Raw genomic sequence first — 14,274 nt, forward strand, 5'->3', positions numbered from 1 at the left:
GCAGAAGAGGACGGTCTAGTTGTCGCCTCGGTGTCCGTCGCGGACCACCGCCAACCCGCCGACCCGGGTCGTGATGCCCGCCGGCCCGCGTCGGGCCGAAGCGAGCACGCTGGCCGGTCGACCGAGGGTGTCACCCTGCTCTACCACGATCGCGACCGTCTGTGCCCCTGTCGTGTCGAGCACGTGGGCGGCCAGGCAGCCGGTGCTGTTGGCGTTGGCGACGTCTTCGTCGACACCGATCGCCGGCGCGAACATCCGCGCCGCACCGGGTTGGTCGCCCACCGGCGGTGCGTACACGAAACAGCCGAGAAGCCCGTACCGCCGGCACGCCGCTGTCAGCCTGCCGAGGTGTGGGCGGACTCGGAGCAGCGCCGACCGGTCGTGGACCGGTACCAGCATGCGTGGTGCGCCGGGCGCGGCGATCCGTGGCGCGTCGGTCGGATGCGGGTCGTCCGCGGTGAGCCCGAGCGCGGCGACGATCGCGGCGTGCTCGTCCGGTGCCGGGTGACGCAGCGCGACGAGGCCCTGGTCGAACCACACCTCGATGCCGGCGGGGCGGCGGATCGCGACGGTGTCGAACGTGCGCCCGCCGGTGTGTTGGCGGTCGTTCAGCTCGCCCAGCGCGGTGCGGGTCAACCGGACGGCCTGCGCGGCAACGGTGCCGTGGCCGCAGCCGGACAGTTCGGCGGTGGCGGTGAAGAACCGGACCGGCCGGCCACCGTCCGGCGTCCGCCCCGGGCCGAGAAACGCCGCGTGCGAGGTGCCGGCCGCAGCAGCGACCGCACGCCGGTCCGCGTCCGTCGCCGCCGGGTCGTCGTCGGTGACGGCCGTGGGGCTGCCGCCCCGGCCGTCGCGTCGCACGCACGCATCAACCACCGTGACATCCGGCCAGGACATCGGCCCACCCTTTGACGCTCAACGAACCGGCAACCGCGAACGGCGTCCGCCGTAGCCGGACCTGGCCGTAACGGCCGACCGAACGCGTCCCGGAGCGTACCGGCCTGCCTCAGCCGGTGCCGTCCTGCACCGGACAGTGGATGATGACCGCACCGCCGGTGGCGTGCGTATCAGGTGACGGATGCTCAGCAATGGCTGGGCCCGCCGGTCAGTCGATGCCTTCGATGATGCGGAAGTCGCGCTCGACGCCGTCGGGGAGGGCCACCAGCGCCTTCTGGTATGCCTCGCTCTCGTATGCCGCGACGGCCTGTTCAAAGCTGTCGAACTCGATCAGAACGACGCGTTGCGTGATTCCGGCCTCGTGGGCGACGACTCGACCGCCACGGGACGGGAGGAGGGACAGGACCCGCCCGCCCCCAGCCTGGACGGCCGGACCGGCCAGCTTGTCGTAGGCAGTCAGCCTCTCAGGGTCGGAAATGGCGGGGTAGACACTGACCCAGTAGCCCTTGGCCATGGAAACCTCCTGTGTTCGGCCGGACACGTCCGACTTCGAACTGACACTCAGATCGATCGATCCCGGCGACCGGTACTGCGGCCGGCTGAATCGTCATATGCGCAGGTTAGGGCTTGATATGCGGTCGAGGGAAAGACCGGTACGGGATAGAATCAGAACGGATCGTTATCAATCGGCAGGGAGGGCACGTGGCGCCGGATACGGTGAGCCTGCGGTACTTCCTGGTGCTGGCGCAGGAGTTGAACTTCACCCGCGCGGCCGCACGGATCGGTATCGCACAGCCCGCACTCAGCGCCCGGATGCGCCGATTGGAGGCGGAACTCGGTACCGCCCTGCTGGTCCGCAACACGCGTAGCGTCGCATTGACCACGGCCGGTGCGGCTTTGGCGGAGTCCGCGCCGCCCGCGCTGGCGGCGCTGGACCGGGCATGGGACACCGCCCGGAGCGCGGCGGCCGGTGAACTGGGCACGCTGCGCATCGGATACAGCCTCAGCGCCGGGGCCGAGACGGCACCGGCCCTGGTGGACAGGCTGATTCGCGGCAACAGCGGACTCGAGGTCGGCGCGGTCCCGATGGCGACACCGGAGATCTCCCCCGCGGTCGCCGACGGCCGCATCGATGCCGGGATCACCCGCGGTGAACAGCCGGGCCGTGGCGTGCGCCGGTTCCTCCTGCGGCGTCAACGCGTCGGGGTGCAGCTGGCGCAGCACCATCCGCTGGCCGAACACCCGGAGATCGAGATCGCCGACGCGGCCGCGTATCCGCTGCGACTCCCGGACCGTGCGGCCAACCCCGTGATCCACGATCAGCTGTCCGCACTGTTCCGAGACACCCGGCCACACCCCCGATTCCACACGCCCGCAGTCTCTTTCGACATGTCTCAGCGCGACCTGCGCGACGGGGTCACCCTCGCCCCGGCCGGAGAAGCCGCGGTCACGGTGTCACCGGCCGGTCTCACCTGGCGACCGCTGCGGGGCGCGCCCAGCCTGACGCTCCACCTGGTTCTCCCACGCGAGCAGTCGCCACTACACCGCCGCATCCGCGCCGTCGCCAAAACCCTGGCGCACGAGCTGCACTGGCTGTCGGACTGACGCGCAAGAGGTCAAGCGAGACGGACGTCTGCGGTGGCGAGGCTGAAGACCTTGCGCCCGGCGGACTTCGCGGTGATGACGACGGCTGTCTTGCCGAATGTCCGAACCCGCGACCGCGCCTCCCCTGGGATCAGAGCTGCATGAGCTTGCTGATGAGGGCGGTGAGCTGGGCGCGTTCGCTCGTGGTGAGGGGGGCGAATGTTTCGTCCAGGTAGGAGGAGACGGTGCTCTCGGCCTCGGCGAGGCGTCCGCGGCCCTCGTCGGTGAGGGTGACGGCGTAGGAGCGGCGGTCTTCGGGGTTGCGTTCGCGGCGGACGAACCCGGACTGCTCCAGGTCGTCGCACACGTTCACCATGACGCTGCGGTCGATGCGCAGTTCCTCGCTGAGCATCTGCTGGGAGCAGGGGCCGACGGTGTCGAGCATCTTCAGCACCAGATGCTGACCGACGCCGAGGCCGTGCCGGGTGGCGTGGGCGTCGGCGGCGCGGGCCAGGTACGCCGAGGCGCGGCACATCGCGATGTCGGGACGTTCGGCCGCGAGTGCCGGAAAGTACGCCGGACGGGCGGTCTTGGACGCCATGGGTCTCCTGCTCTGTCGACCTGCCTGAGACTACCAGAACCATCTTTCGGGCGATTGTTTGACAGCAGATCATTTACGGTCATACGGTCACGATCGTCTGCCGACAGATAATCTGCTCAAAGATGGAGTGTTGTGGTGATGCGTTCCGACCGCCGGGCGACGGCGGCCTTGATTCTGTTGTGCACGGCGGTGTTCCTGGACTCGATGGACCTGTCGCTGGTGGGCGTGGCGTTGCCGGCCATCGGCACCGAGCTGGCACTGCCCGACAGCACGTTGCAATGGCTGATGTCCGGCTACGCGGTCGCCTACGGTGGGTTCCTGCTGCTCGGTGGGAGACTGGCCGACCTGTTCGGACGGCGCCGGATGTTCCTGGCGTCACTGACGGTGTTCGCGGCCGCGAGCCTGGCGGGCGGGCTGCTCTCGACCGGGGCCACCGGTTACAGCGCCGGGCTGATCGCCTCCGGGCTGCTCACGCAGGTGAACTGGCGCCTGGTGTTCTTCCTGCCGGTGCCCGTCGCGCTGCTCGTGCTGGCCGTCGCACCCAGGGTGATCCCGGTCGGACGCACCGACGGCCCGCGCACCGGATTCGACGCGGCAGGCGCCGGCACTGTCACCGGCGGTGTCCTGCTGCTGGTCTACGCGCTCACCGAAACGAACTGGCTTGCCGGCGGGGCGGCGTTCCTGCTGCTCGGCGGGTTCGTGGCGATCGAGCGGCGCCGGCGGGATCCGCTCGTCCCGCTGGGCGTGTTCCGTTCAGGACGGCTCACCTCCGCGAACCTGGCCGCGCTGGCCTGGGCCTGCGCGACGATCGGCTGGCAGTTCGTGGCCGTCCTCTACCTGCAGGGCGTGCTGGGGTACTCGGCGCTGGCCACCGGACTGGGCATCGTCCCGATGGGGTTGGCCATCGTCGTGACCGCCAACCTCGCCGGACGGCTGATCGGGCGCTGGGGTCTGCGGCGCACCGCCGCGCTCGGGCTGCTCGTCCAAGGCGCCGGGATCCTGCTGTTCCTGCGGGCGGGCGCGTCCGGTGACTATGCGACCGTGCTGCTGCCCGCGCTCATCGTGCACGGGGTGGGCAACGGCCTGTCGTTCCCCAGCCTCAACATCGCCGCCGTCGGGAGCCTGCCCGACGACCGTCAGGGCCTGGCCTCCGGCCTGGTCACCTCGGCCGTCCAGGTCGGGGCCGGCATCGGCGTAGCGGTGCTGGCGGCCGTGATGGCCATCCCGGCATCCCCGCTGGACGGCTACCGAGCGGCGTTCCTGAGCGCTGGGGCCTTCTCGCTTCTCGGCGCGTTCATCGCCTATCTCGGCCTGCGCGTTCGTGCCGAACCTGCGGCACCCGAGCCGACGCGCACCGCACCGACCTCCACCCGAGCTTGAGGACCACGATGACCCTCGACCTGACCCCCGACGAACTGCTGTCCACCACCCGAGCCGTCCGCAAGCGGCTCGACCTCGACCGTCCCGTCCCGCGCAGACTCATCGAAGAGTGCATCGACCTGGCCACCCAGGCGCCCACCGGACGCAACCGGCAACGCTGGCACTTCATCGTGGTGACCGAGCCGCGCCTGCGCCGCAAGGTGGGCGACATCTTCCTCCGCGCGCTCGCCGCCGCCGAGGGGCAACCACTGAACGAACACGACATCCGGCGCATGAACCATGCTCCGCGCTCCACCCAGGGCGTGTTCGATGGGCTACGGCACCTGACCGACAACATCCACCGCGTCCCGGCGTTCGTCATCCCCGCCATCGAAGGACGCACCGATCACGCGTCGGCGGCCGTCCAATCCGGCACATGGGGATCCATCCTGCCCGCGACCTGGAGCTTCATGCTCGCCGCCCGCGCCCGCGGCCTCGGCACCACCTGGACCACCGCCCAAGGACCCCTCGAACGCGAACTCGCCGCCACACTGGGCGTCCCCTACGACGAGGTCATGCTCGCCGCGTTCATCCCGCTCGCCTACACGATCGGCACCGACTTCAAACCCGCGCCCCGCATCCCACGCGACCAGGTCCTGCACTGGGAGCGATGGTGAGCGCCCGACCGCCGGGCCGAGCGCCTGACACAAGCCGCAGAGGCCGCGGACCAGGACTGCCTGCCGCGGGCGCCTCGCCCGGGTCGCGGAGCGCGGCGAAGCAGTGGGCGACCACGCCGTCCAGGTCGTTGATGACCTCCACCGGGCGGGGCCCTCCTTGCCGCACAGCACCGCAGCGGAACCCGTGTGGGTCTCCGTCCACGCCTCCTACACCGCGGCGCTGAAACGGCGAAGCGCCGCCCCGCGCTCGGCTGGGGCGGCGCTCGGCCACAAACATTCGGGGGCTGGTGTCAGGTGGGGTTCAGGTCCGGGGCGTGGGGTCTCGGCCAGGGCCCGCACGGCGGTCGCGTGAGTCCGCCGCGTGTCGCAGCGTGGTCAGCGCCACGTTCAGCGATCGCGATCAGATCAGCCGCTCGGGCGCGGCCGCGGACCGGCGAACGAGTCATCGCTGCTCAAGCGGGCATTCACCAACTGGTTGCGATCCACCTCGATGACCACGAGCCCCACCGCCGTGCCACCATGCGGGGATGCCTCGTCTTTGGCCGCTTCCAAGACATAGAAGTCGCCACCGCGCTCGGCGGGACGGCAGCCGTGCACTCTCAGTTCCGCGCCGAGCACGCTGACCATGTGCTTGTCGGTGAGATGGTGAACCGCTGTGGGCTCCCAGAGATCGATGATCCCCCCAGGGGCATCGGCCGGTGGCATCGGCTTCTCCTTCGAGATCACTGCGCGAGCGGTAATTTCGTCCACAAAAGCACGCGTATCAGCCCCTAAGAAATATATGAACATCCAGCCAGAGATGATCCTCACTGTATGAACACCCAAGCCCGGTGGTGCCTGGGACTGCTGTCGGCAGCGCGGGTGAGGACTTGCGAGCCGTCCGCGACGCCGCCCGGGGCGGCAGAGACTGAGCAGCGCGAACGGGCCGTGCGGGCTGAACAGGCAACCGGGACGGTCGGATTAGCCTGCCGTGGCCTGAGGTGCCGGTGGGCGGTGCTGCGGATATCGTCGGGCCATGCACGAGACCCTTCACGGTGAGTCGGTGACGCTGCGGCCCGCGACGGTGGCCGACGTGCCCGCGTTGGCGGCGGTCCGCGCGACGCCGGAGGTCCGCCGGTGGTGGCGGGGCGGCCCCGACCTGGCCGCCGAAGTGGCCCGCGAGCTCGCCGAACCCGACACCGGGAAGCTGGTCATCGAGCACGAGGGCCGTAGCGTCGGCCTGATCCAGTGGCACGCCGAACAGGACCCCGACTACCGGCACGCCGGCATCGACATCTACCTCGACCCGTCCGTGCATGGGCGCGGCCTGGGCCCCGATGCCATCCGCACCCTCGCCAGGCACCTGTTCGACGACCACGACCACCACCGGATCACCATCGACCCGGCCGCCTCCAACACCGCCGCCATCCACTGCTACGAAAAGGTCGGCTTCCGCCCGGTCGGTGTCATGCGCCAGTACGAACGCGACACCGACGGCACCTGGCACGACGGTCTCCTCATGGACCTCCTGGCCGACCAGTTGACCGGCCCTACCCCAACACCGGGAGTCACGGCGAAGCGCCGCCACCGTGCAGCGATCAGCCCGTCGAATCCACCAGGGTGAGGGCGCGTTCCGCCTCGGCGGACGGGTCAGGGCACCTTGGTGAGGGAGCCGTGATCGCGGATCGCGGCGCAGGAACGGGCGGCCATGGCAAGGAACATTTCGTCGCCGCGTTCGGTGGGGGCGCCGTAGGCGCAGCCGAGCACGGTGATCAGGGGGCCTTGAAGGAAGGCGAAGGCGTAGTCGTCCCAGCACTGCTCAGGGGAGTAGCCGGTCACGCCGTGGCCGGCCAGAGCGCGGTGGTAGGCGGCTACCAGATCGCGCTCGTGGGCTCGGCGGTCTGCGACGGTGAGGCCGGTGCCCAGGAAGTAGGCCAGATCGCGGGCGGGCAGGCCGACGGTGAGGGTCTGCCAGTCGACCGCGGCGACGCCGGCTCCGCCGCCGTCCGCGAAGATGATGTTGTCGAGCCGGTAGTCGCCGTGGACGAGGGCGAAGCGCTCCGGTCGTGCCGTGATCCACGGTCCGGCGTGGACGGCGACGTCCCGCAGGGTCGCCTTGTCCTCGGCGGCCAGCCGGCTCGCGAAGCGGTCGATGAAGATCTCGGTGGCCGGGCGCAGCACGTCCGTCACCCCGTCACCGTCGTCCGGGCCGGTGCGGTGCAGCCAGTCCAGGTCCAGCAGGGCCGGGTCGCACCAGCGGGGACCGTGCAGCCCGGCCAGGTTGACCACGCAGTCCAGCGCCTCGGCTGCGGTGCAGCCGGCGAGCTGGTCGCCCTGCGCGCCGGGGTGCAGGTCCTCCAGGAGCAGGACGAAGTCGGTGGCGTCCTCGGTGAGCATCCCGTACCGGCAGGCCGGGGTGCGCACGGCCACCGTCGAGGCCAGGTCGAGGTAGAACCGCACCTCCGTCCGGTAGATGCCCTTGAGCATCTCCCGTGTGGCCTGGTCGGCCGCCGGGAGTTTGGCCACCAGTCGTGCCGGAACCCCGTCCCCGGTCAGTTCGCCTCGGAAGCAGCCGCTCATCTGCCCCGTCCCGACCGGCCGCCACCGGACGTCGGTCACCGTTGCGCCGAGCACCTCGCTCAGCCAGGCGGCGTTGAGCCGGGCAGGTTCGCCGCTGGTCACGCGTCCCCCGCAGTGGCACGGCCCGGGTTGCGGGGGAGTCCCTCGAACCGGTCAGCGGGTCGCAGCGCCCGGTAGGCGTCGAGGATCGGGGCCAGCTCGGCGGGGGTTGCGCCGTGGAGGACGACGCTGTCGGCGCCGGCGTCGAACTGGGCGAGGACGCGTCGCGCGCACTGTTCGGGAGAGCCGGTCGCCGCCGCCTCCAGCCATGTCGGGGGAAGCAACCCGGCCAGGTGGCGGAGTTCGTCCGGCGTCGCGAGCGCGTCGAAGGCTCCGGGGTAGCCGTCGACCAGGTCATCGGCGCGGAAACGGGCCAGGTCGGCCGGATCCCAGCGGTTGACCCGGACCAGCAGGTCCCCGTACCCCTGCAGGTAGGTGGCCAGGCGGCCGGCGAGCTTGCGCAGGCGGGCCTCCTCGTCCAGATGGTCGCCGACCGTGGCCAGGACCGACCACACCCGGACCGAGGCGGGGTCGCGGCCCGCCGCCGCGGCGCCCCGGTGGATCGAGGACACCGCACGGGCCAGGGTCTGGTCGGTGAAGAAGGTGTGCAGGACGACCCCGTCGGCGACCCGGCCGGCGAACTCCAGCGAGCGCTCGCCCATCGCCATGAGCATGATCGGGATGTCTTCGCGGAAGGTGGAGTCCTGGCTGAGGTACGGATAGCTTCCGGCGGGACCGTCATGCCCGACGACCGCCTCTCCCCGCCACAACCGGCGCATGATGCCGATGAAGTCGTCGAGCTGGGCCTGGGTGACGCGGCGCAGGCCCATCACGTCGAAGAGCATGTCGAAGCCCCGGCCCAGACCGAGCGCGAACCGCCCGCCGGTCATCCGGTGCATCGTCGTGGCGAACGTCGCGGTGACCAGGGGGTGGCGGGTGTTGTGGTTCGTGGCCGCGGTGGCGATGCCGATCCGAGTGCCGGCCGCCGCGGCGGCTCCCGCCAGCACCGCCGCGTCCTTGGTGTTGAAGCGCTCCGACAGGAACACCGAGCCGAGCCCCATGGCCTCGGCCTCGGCGACCTCGCCGAGCAGGTCACGTGGGGCTCCCGAATGCCCGGCCAGTCCATAGCAACCGAGCTCTGGCAGGTCGTCCACCGTGGCCTCCTCGCCTCCGCCGGGCCTCGACCGTACCCGAGATGGACACCTGTCCGAAAGCCTGTCCAGGTCGAGAACTCCTGCCTCTCGGCGCCGCCACACGAGCGCGGGAACGGTGGCGGATGGCACCGGCCAGGATCCGGATGCCGGCCTTCCTCATCCTCGACGGCACGCTGATCCCGATCGGCCGCGTGCACGATCAGATGCCGTGTTGCTGCGGAAAGCGGCGACGGTGCGGGATGAAGGTGCAGGTGTTCGCGGGTGCGGCCGGACGCCTCATCTGGGCGTCGGCTGTACTTCCCGGCTCGGCGCACGACCTCTGCGGGGCCCTTGGCGCCGTTGGTGCGGCGGGCTGCGGTCTGGGGATCGTGTCGATGCCGAGGTCGCAGCGGCACGCCGACCCGGCGTCCCGCCCGTCCCCCGGCGCAGTACACCCGGCGCCGTGCCGGCACGGCCTACTTCGGGGGAGACACTGTCGCACTGCTCTCCGCTTCGAGGGCGATGACCTGTTCCAGAGCCCGCCGCAGCGTGGTGACCTGGTCCTTGCCGAGGTGCCGCGACCATCGCTGCTCGACGTCCGCGAGGATCCGGGCGGCTGCGGCCTGGGCCATCCTGCCTTGGTCGGTGAGCCGGATGATCTTCGCGCGGCGGTCGGCCTCGTCGGCGACCCGCTCGAGGTAACCGTGATCCTCCAGGTCGCCGACAAGTTCGCCGATCGCCTGCTTGGTGAGTCCGGAGCGTTCGGCGAGCGTGGTCAGCCGCGAGCCTTCGGTGTCGATGTGCCGGAAGACCGAGCCGTGGACGTACCGGATCCCCTCGAACCCCTCGTCGGCCAGCTGCTGGTGAAGTCCCTCGAGCGCAATGTCCCTGACCTGTGTGAGCAGGGTGGGGAGCGGCAGCTTCGGGTTGCCGCTCCCGTAGTTCGAGCGCGTCGTCATCGGCGGGCGGTCCTTCTTCCGGGCGAGTTCGTCAGGCCGCTTGACAGTATCAGGCAGCATGGTAAGGTCACCTGACTGTCAGGTAGCTTGACAAAATTCTGGAGGACGAGATGCTCGACATTGCCGAACGGCGCGAGCAGTTCGCGGCGATGTTCACCCGGCCCTTGCCTGCGGATGTCGCCTCGTCGGCGACGACACTCGGCGGGCGGCCGGCACTGCGGCTGCGGACCACGACGCCCGGCGCGGCGGGCGAGGACGTGCTGCTGTATCTCCACGGCGGAGGGTTCGTGGTCGGGTCGGCGCGCGTCACCGCCCACGTCACGGCCGCGCTGCTGCGGCACCTGGACGGCCGGGCGGTCTCGCTCGACTACCGGCTGGCGCCCGAGCATGCGTTCCCGGCCGCGCCCGATGACTGCCTGGCGGCCTACCGCGAGCTGCTGGACTCCGGTGTCGATCCGCAGCGGTTGGTGGTCGCGGGCGACTCGGCCGGTGCCGCTCTGGCCGTCGTCACCATGATGCGCGCCCGGGACGCCGGCCTGCCGATGCCGGCGGCGGCGGTCCTGTTCTCGCCGGCGGTCGATCTGACCCTCGGCGGCGCGAGCATGCGGTCCAAGGACGGGGTGGACCCGTTCTTCGCTCCGGCCGATCTCGCGTGGCTCTTCGACCAGTACGCCGCCGGCAGTGACAGGTCGGCGCCCGAGCTGAGCCCGGTCTTCGCCGATCTCACCGGGCTGCCACCCGTGCTGATCCAGGTCGGCTCGAACGAGCTCCTGCTGGACGACGCCGTCCGGCTGGCCGGACGCGCCGGGGCCGACGAGGTCGCGGTGACGTTGGAGGTGGCTCCGCGTCAACCGCATGTGTTCCAGCTGGACGACGAATCGGCCGAGGCGGCAGCGGCGCTGGAGCGTGCCGGCCGGTTCCTGGCCACTCGGCTCGGCGGAGAGAAGGACGAGTCATGAACCGGCTGGCCGATCAGGTGATGGGGCCGGTACTCGCGCCCCGCGACGAGGGGTACGACGCGGAACGCGCCGGTTGGCAGACCGCCCGCCGGCATCGTCCCGACCTGGTGGTGGGCGCCGCCGGACCCGCCGACGTGCAGGCGGCGGTGACGTATGCGAGCGGTCGCGGGCTCCCGGTGGCGGTGCAGGGCACGGGGCATGCCTCGGCCGCCGTCGCCGCCGAGGGCGGAGTGCTGATCACCACGGCGCGGATGAGCGCCGTCCGGGTGGACGCCGATGCCGGCACCGCGTGGGTGGCCGCGGGAACGCGTTGGGATCAGGTGATCGAGAGGGCGGCACCGGCCGGCCTGGCACCCCTGTCCGGCTCCGCCCCGCGCGTGGGCGCGGTGTCCTACACCCTCGGCGGTGGCCTGGCCCTGCTGTCCCGGAGCTTCGGTTACGCCGCCGACCACGTGCGCGGCCTGGATGTCGTCACGGCGGACGGCCGCCTGCGGCACGTCACCCGGGACCGTGAGCCGGACCTGTTCTGGGCACTGCGCGGCGGCCGGGACAACTTCGGCGTGGTGACCGGAATGGAGATCGGTCTGATGCCGGTCACCACGCTGTATGGCGGAGCACTGGTCTTTCCCGTCCAGAAGGCCGCCGATGTGCTCGGCACCTACCTGCAATGGGCCGCCACCATGCCGGAGGCGATGAACTCCTCGGTCGCGCTGATCTCCCTACCCGACGTTCCAGCGATCCCGGAGCCGTTGCGCGGCCGTCACACCGTCCATATCCGCATCGCCTTCGCGCCCGGCGACCCCGGAGCCGGTGAGCGCCTGGTGGCGCCGCTGCGGGCCATCGGCCCGATGAGCGACACCCTCGGTGAGCTGGCCTACGCCGAAGCCGGGTCGATCTACAACGACCCCGTCGCACCGGGCGCGGTCGAGTCGGACACGGCCATGCTCGGCGAACTCGACGCCACCGCCGTGCAAGCCGTCCTCGACCTGGCAGGCCCCCATGCGCCCGTGCCGCACGTCGTCGAACTGCGCCACCTCGGCGGCAGGCTCGCCCACCCGCCCGCCGTGGCGAATGCCGTCGGCAACCGCGATGCGCGCTACCTGTTCAACGTGGTGTCCCGGCTGGAACGCGCCGACATCACCCAGATCCGGCCGGCGCACGCGCGCATGTTCGAGGCGATCGCGCCGTGGAGCACCGGCGGCCGGTTCCTCAACTTCATGAACGGCGAGGACGCCGCCACGCAGGTGCGCTCCGCCTACAACGCCACGGACTACCAGCGGCTGACCGACCTCAAAGCCGTCTACGACCCGGAGAACATCTTCCGTCTCAACCACAACATCCCGCCCGCAGGAGGGCCGATCCGGGGTTGAGGGGGCAACTCATGAACCAGGTTTGCGGCCGGTGACACCTCCGTCAACGCGAGATTGCCAGGCCCGGTCCTCGCGGAGGCCACCGTGGAAGGGACGGCAGCCCGCGCCCTCGCGGTCCTCCAGACCTGGAAAATCCTGACCAAGCTGCGCTGCAGCCCTCCCGGACGACCCCAGTGGCGCAGGCCATGTTCGTTCTCACCACGTCGAAACCCGACCTACCAGGGATGAAACGCTCAACCGTGCCGACCGGCCCTGGTGATGAGTTGTGGCGCCCGCACCCGTCACACCTATGACGGGACACGACGAGATGGGAAGGGATGACGTGATGAGTGCGGACACGCGGCTGGAGGAGCTGGACGTGAGCGGTCTGGGCGAGGTCGACGAGCCGGAGTTCTCGGGGCTGGCGGAGCGGCACCGGCGGGAGCTGCACGTGCACTGCTACCGGATGCTCGGGTCGTTCGAGGACGCCGAGGACACCGTGCAGGAGACGTTCCTGCGCGCCTGGCGGCGGCGGGAGACCTTCGAGGGGCGGTCGACGTTCCGGGCGTGGCTGTACCGGATCGCCACCAACGCCTGCCTGGACCTGCTCGCCAAGCACCGCCCGGAGCCCGCGACCGGCGGTGAGGTGCTGTGGCTGCAGCCCTACCCGGACCGGCTGCTCGACGAACTGCCCGCGGGCGACGCGGACGAGCCGGAGAGCGTCGCCGTCGCGCGGGAGACGATCGAGCTGGCGTATGTGGTCGCAGTCCAGCACCTCGCGCCGCGCCCGCGGGCCGTGCTGATCCTGCGGGACGTGCTCGGCTGGCCGGCGAGGGAGGTCGCGGAGCTCCTCGGGGACTCCGTCAACTCCGTGAACAGCGCGCTGCAGCGGGCCCGCGCCGGCATGCGGGAGCACCTGCCCGCCGAGCGGCAGGACTGGACCGGCGGCGAGCAGGACGCCGGGACCCGCGAGGTGGTGCGCCGCTTCACCGACGCCAGTGTGGCCACGGACATCGACGGGCTCGCCGCACTGCTGCGGGACGACGTCCGGTGCTCGATGCCGCCCACGCCGGGCCTGTACGTCGGCCGCGACGCGGTAGTGAACGACTGGGTCGAGGACGGCTTCGAGGGCATGGAGGGCCTGCGCGCCGTCCGAACCTCCGTGAACCGGCAGCCCGCCATCGCCTTCTACCTCTGGCGGGAGCGGGAGGGCGCGTACCTGCCGCTGACGATCGACGTCCTGCGCATCACCGGCGGGGCGATCACCGAGATCGTCACGTTCCACGACGACCAGTTCCCGCGGCTCGGGCTGCCGGAGCGCCTGCCGGCGGACGGGGCGAAGTAGTCCCGGTGTGGACGCTCGCGCTGCGCGGTGGCGCGCGTGTCGCGGTGGCCGCTGCCCAGTGGTGTGACGCGTTCGGCGTCGTCACCCGCGGGCGGGTGCAGCTGGAACTGCGCGGCGGCGAGCTCGGGCCGGTCCTGGGACGCGACGCCGGGTTCTGGCTCCGCGGCACCGGCGTCCGCGCCCTGCGCAACCCCGACCGTCGCACGGCGAGGGTACGCATCGTAACCCCCAGGGCCAGGACCGTCACATGGCAGTCAACCCACCCCTACCCCAATCACCGAACGTTGGAGGATGACATGAACAGGATCAATAACAGCGGGGTCGTCGCAGGCCCGGCATCGGGCCGAATCAGCCACACCCAACGACTCCGCAGGCCCGTCGGCACCGGCTTTGTCGCCACACTCGCAGCGACGGTGGCCACCACTCTCGCCGCTGCGCTTGCCCAGGCCGTCGGCGTCGACTTCGAGGTCCCCGATGGTGGCGAGTCGATCCCGTTGTCCGGGTTCGCCGTGGTGACCGGCTTCTTCTCGGTCGTGGGCGTCGTCCTCGCCGTCGCTCTTCTTCATTGGAGCGCTCGCCCCGCCTCGCGATTCGTGTGGACGGCAGTGCCGCTGACCGCGATCTCGCTGGCCCCGCCCTTGTTCTCCGGGGCAGACACCGCCACCACCATCGCCCTCCTCGGGCTGCACCTCGTCCCTGCGACGGTGATGATCCCCACCCTGGCGCGGAGCCTCCGCACCCGGACCGATTGACGATCCCGCAACGGGACAACGCGCGGCGCAAGACCGTGCGCATGCGCACTTAGGTCTTGGC

At 70.9% G+C, this 14,274-nt stretch carries 15 protein-coding genes and 1 pseudogene; 9 read left to right on the forward strand and 7 right to left on the reverse strand.

The features are described from left to right. Positions 1-15 precede the first annotated feature (15 nt). Entirely contained in the window at positions 16-897 is an 882-nt protein-coding gene (locus tag AB0H37_RS23870; RefSeq protein WP_360615229.1) for a PhzF family phenazine biosynthesis isomerase, read from the reverse strand. 208 nt (positions 898-1,105) lie between these two features. Continuing rightward, positions 1,106-1,411 (reverse strand): DUF1330 domain-containing protein, encoded by a 306-nt coding sequence (locus AB0H37_RS23875; protein ID WP_329090650.1) that lies wholly within the window; start codon positions 1,409-1,411, stop codon positions 1,106-1,108. A gap of 188 nt (positions 1,412-1,599) precedes the next feature. Between AB0H37_RS23875 and AB0H37_RS23880 the strand changes: the two genes are divergently transcribed. Then, a complete protein-coding gene (locus AB0H37_RS23880) occupies positions 1,600-2,502 on the forward strand; it encodes a LysR family transcriptional regulator (protein WP_360615231.1) in 903 nt (300 codons plus the stop codon). A 130-nt stretch (positions 2,503-2,632) separates the two neighbouring features. On the opposite strand, the gene AB0H37_RS23885 is transcribed toward AB0H37_RS23880, so the two are convergent. Further along, positions 2,633-3,082 carry a MarR family transcriptional regulator gene (locus AB0H37_RS23885; RefSeq protein WP_329090647.1) on the reverse strand — a complete coding sequence of 150 codons (450 nt, stop codon included), beginning with the start codon at positions 3,080-3,082 and terminating at the stop codon, positions 2,633-2,635. Between the two features lie 138 nt (positions 3,083-3,220). Between AB0H37_RS23885 and AB0H37_RS23890 the strand changes: the two genes are divergently transcribed. Both AB0H37_RS23890 and AB0H37_RS23895 read left to right on the forward strand, forming a co-directional pair. After that, on the forward strand, positions 3,221-4,462 hold the full coding sequence (locus AB0H37_RS23890; RefSeq protein ID WP_360615410.1) for an MFS transporter: 1,242 nt from the start codon (positions 3,221-3,223) through the stop codon (positions 4,460-4,462). An 8-nt stretch (positions 4,463-4,470) separates the two neighbouring features. Further along, positions 4,471-5,118: a nitroreductase family protein gene (locus tag AB0H37_RS23895; protein ID WP_329090645.1), complete on the forward strand. Its 648-nt coding sequence runs from the start codon at positions 4,471-4,473 to the stop codon at positions 5,116-5,118. A 405-nt stretch (positions 5,119-5,523) separates the two neighbouring features. Here AB0H37_RS23895 and AB0H37_RS23900 read toward each other — a convergent pair whose 3' ends face one another. Then, positions 5,524-5,844, reverse strand: a complete 321-nt coding sequence (locus AB0H37_RS23900) for a hypothetical protein (protein ID WP_360615234.1) — start codon at positions 5,842-5,844, stop codon at positions 5,524-5,526. A gap of 289 nt (positions 5,845-6,133) precedes the next feature. Between AB0H37_RS23900 and AB0H37_RS23905 the strand changes: the two genes are divergently transcribed. Further along, positions 6,134-6,721: a GNAT family protein gene (locus AB0H37_RS23905; protein ID WP_360615235.1), complete on the forward strand. Its 588-nt coding sequence runs from the start codon at positions 6,134-6,136 to the stop codon at positions 6,719-6,721. Between the two features lie 26 nt (positions 6,722-6,747). Here AB0H37_RS23905 and AB0H37_RS23910 read toward each other — a convergent pair whose 3' ends face one another. Together AB0H37_RS23910 and AB0H37_RS23915 are read right to left on the reverse strand one after the other, a co-directional pair. Then, positions 6,748-7,779 carry a phosphotransferase gene (locus tag AB0H37_RS23910; RefSeq protein WP_360615237.1) on the reverse strand — a complete coding sequence of 344 codons (1,032 nt, stop codon included), beginning with the start codon at positions 7,777-7,779 and terminating at the stop codon, positions 6,748-6,750. Next, a complete protein-coding gene (locus AB0H37_RS23915) occupies positions 7,776-8,870 on the reverse strand; it encodes a TIGR03857 family LLM class F420-dependent oxidoreductase (RefSeq protein WP_360615239.1) in 1,095 nt (364 codons plus the stop codon). The genes AB0H37_RS23910 and AB0H37_RS23915 overlap by 4 nt, the downstream gene beginning before the upstream one ends. A gap of 134 nt (positions 8,871-9,004) precedes the next feature. Here AB0H37_RS23915 and AB0H37_RS23920 point away from each other — a divergent pair. Further along, positions 9,005-9,190: pseudogene (locus AB0H37_RS23920) on the forward strand (IS5/IS1182 family transposase); the annotation flags it as partial. 135 nt (positions 9,191-9,325) lie between these two features. On the opposite strand, the gene AB0H37_RS23925 reads toward AB0H37_RS23920, so the two are convergent. Beyond that, entirely contained in the window at positions 9,326-9,868 is a 543-nt protein-coding gene (locus tag AB0H37_RS23925) for a MarR family winged helix-turn-helix transcriptional regulator (protein ID WP_329090634.1), read from the reverse strand. A 50-nt stretch (positions 9,869-9,918) separates the two neighbouring features. Here AB0H37_RS23925 and AB0H37_RS23930 point away from each other — a divergent pair, with 50 nt between their 5' ends. The 4 genes from AB0H37_RS23930 to AB0H37_RS23945 all read left to right on the forward strand — a co-directional run bounded on the left by AB0H37_RS23930 (position 9,919) and on the right by AB0H37_RS23945 (position 14,213). Beyond that, positions 9,919-10,767, forward strand: a complete 849-nt coding sequence (locus AB0H37_RS23930; protein ID WP_360615241.1) for an alpha/beta hydrolase — start codon at positions 9,919-9,921, stop codon at positions 10,765-10,767. Then, positions 10,764-12,137 (forward strand): FAD-binding oxidoreductase, encoded by a 1,374-nt coding sequence (locus AB0H37_RS23935; protein WP_360615243.1) that lies wholly within the window; start codon positions 10,764-10,766, stop codon positions 12,135-12,137. Before AB0H37_RS23930 ends, AB0H37_RS23935 begins: the two co-directional genes overlap by 4 nt. Positions 12,138-12,462: 325 nt before the next feature. Next, positions 12,463-13,461 carry an RNA polymerase subunit sigma-70 gene (locus AB0H37_RS23940; RefSeq protein ID WP_360615245.1) on the forward strand — a complete coding sequence of 333 codons (999 nt, stop codon included), beginning with the start codon at positions 12,463-12,465 and terminating at the stop codon, positions 13,459-13,461. 5 nt (positions 13,462-13,466) lie between these two features. Then, complete coding sequence (locus tag AB0H37_RS23945) at positions 13,467-14,213, forward strand: DUF6069 family protein (RefSeq protein WP_360615247.1); 747 nt, start codon at positions 13,467-13,469, stop codon at positions 14,211-14,213. Positions 14,214-14,274: the final 61 nt, after the last annotated feature.

Origin of the sequence: Actinomadura sp. NPDC023710, assembly GCF_040639875.1 — a bacterium.
In the GTDB taxonomy this organism is placed as follows: Bacteria; Actinomycetota; Actinomycetes; order Streptosporangiales; family Streptosporangiaceae; genus Spirillospora; species Spirillospora citrea.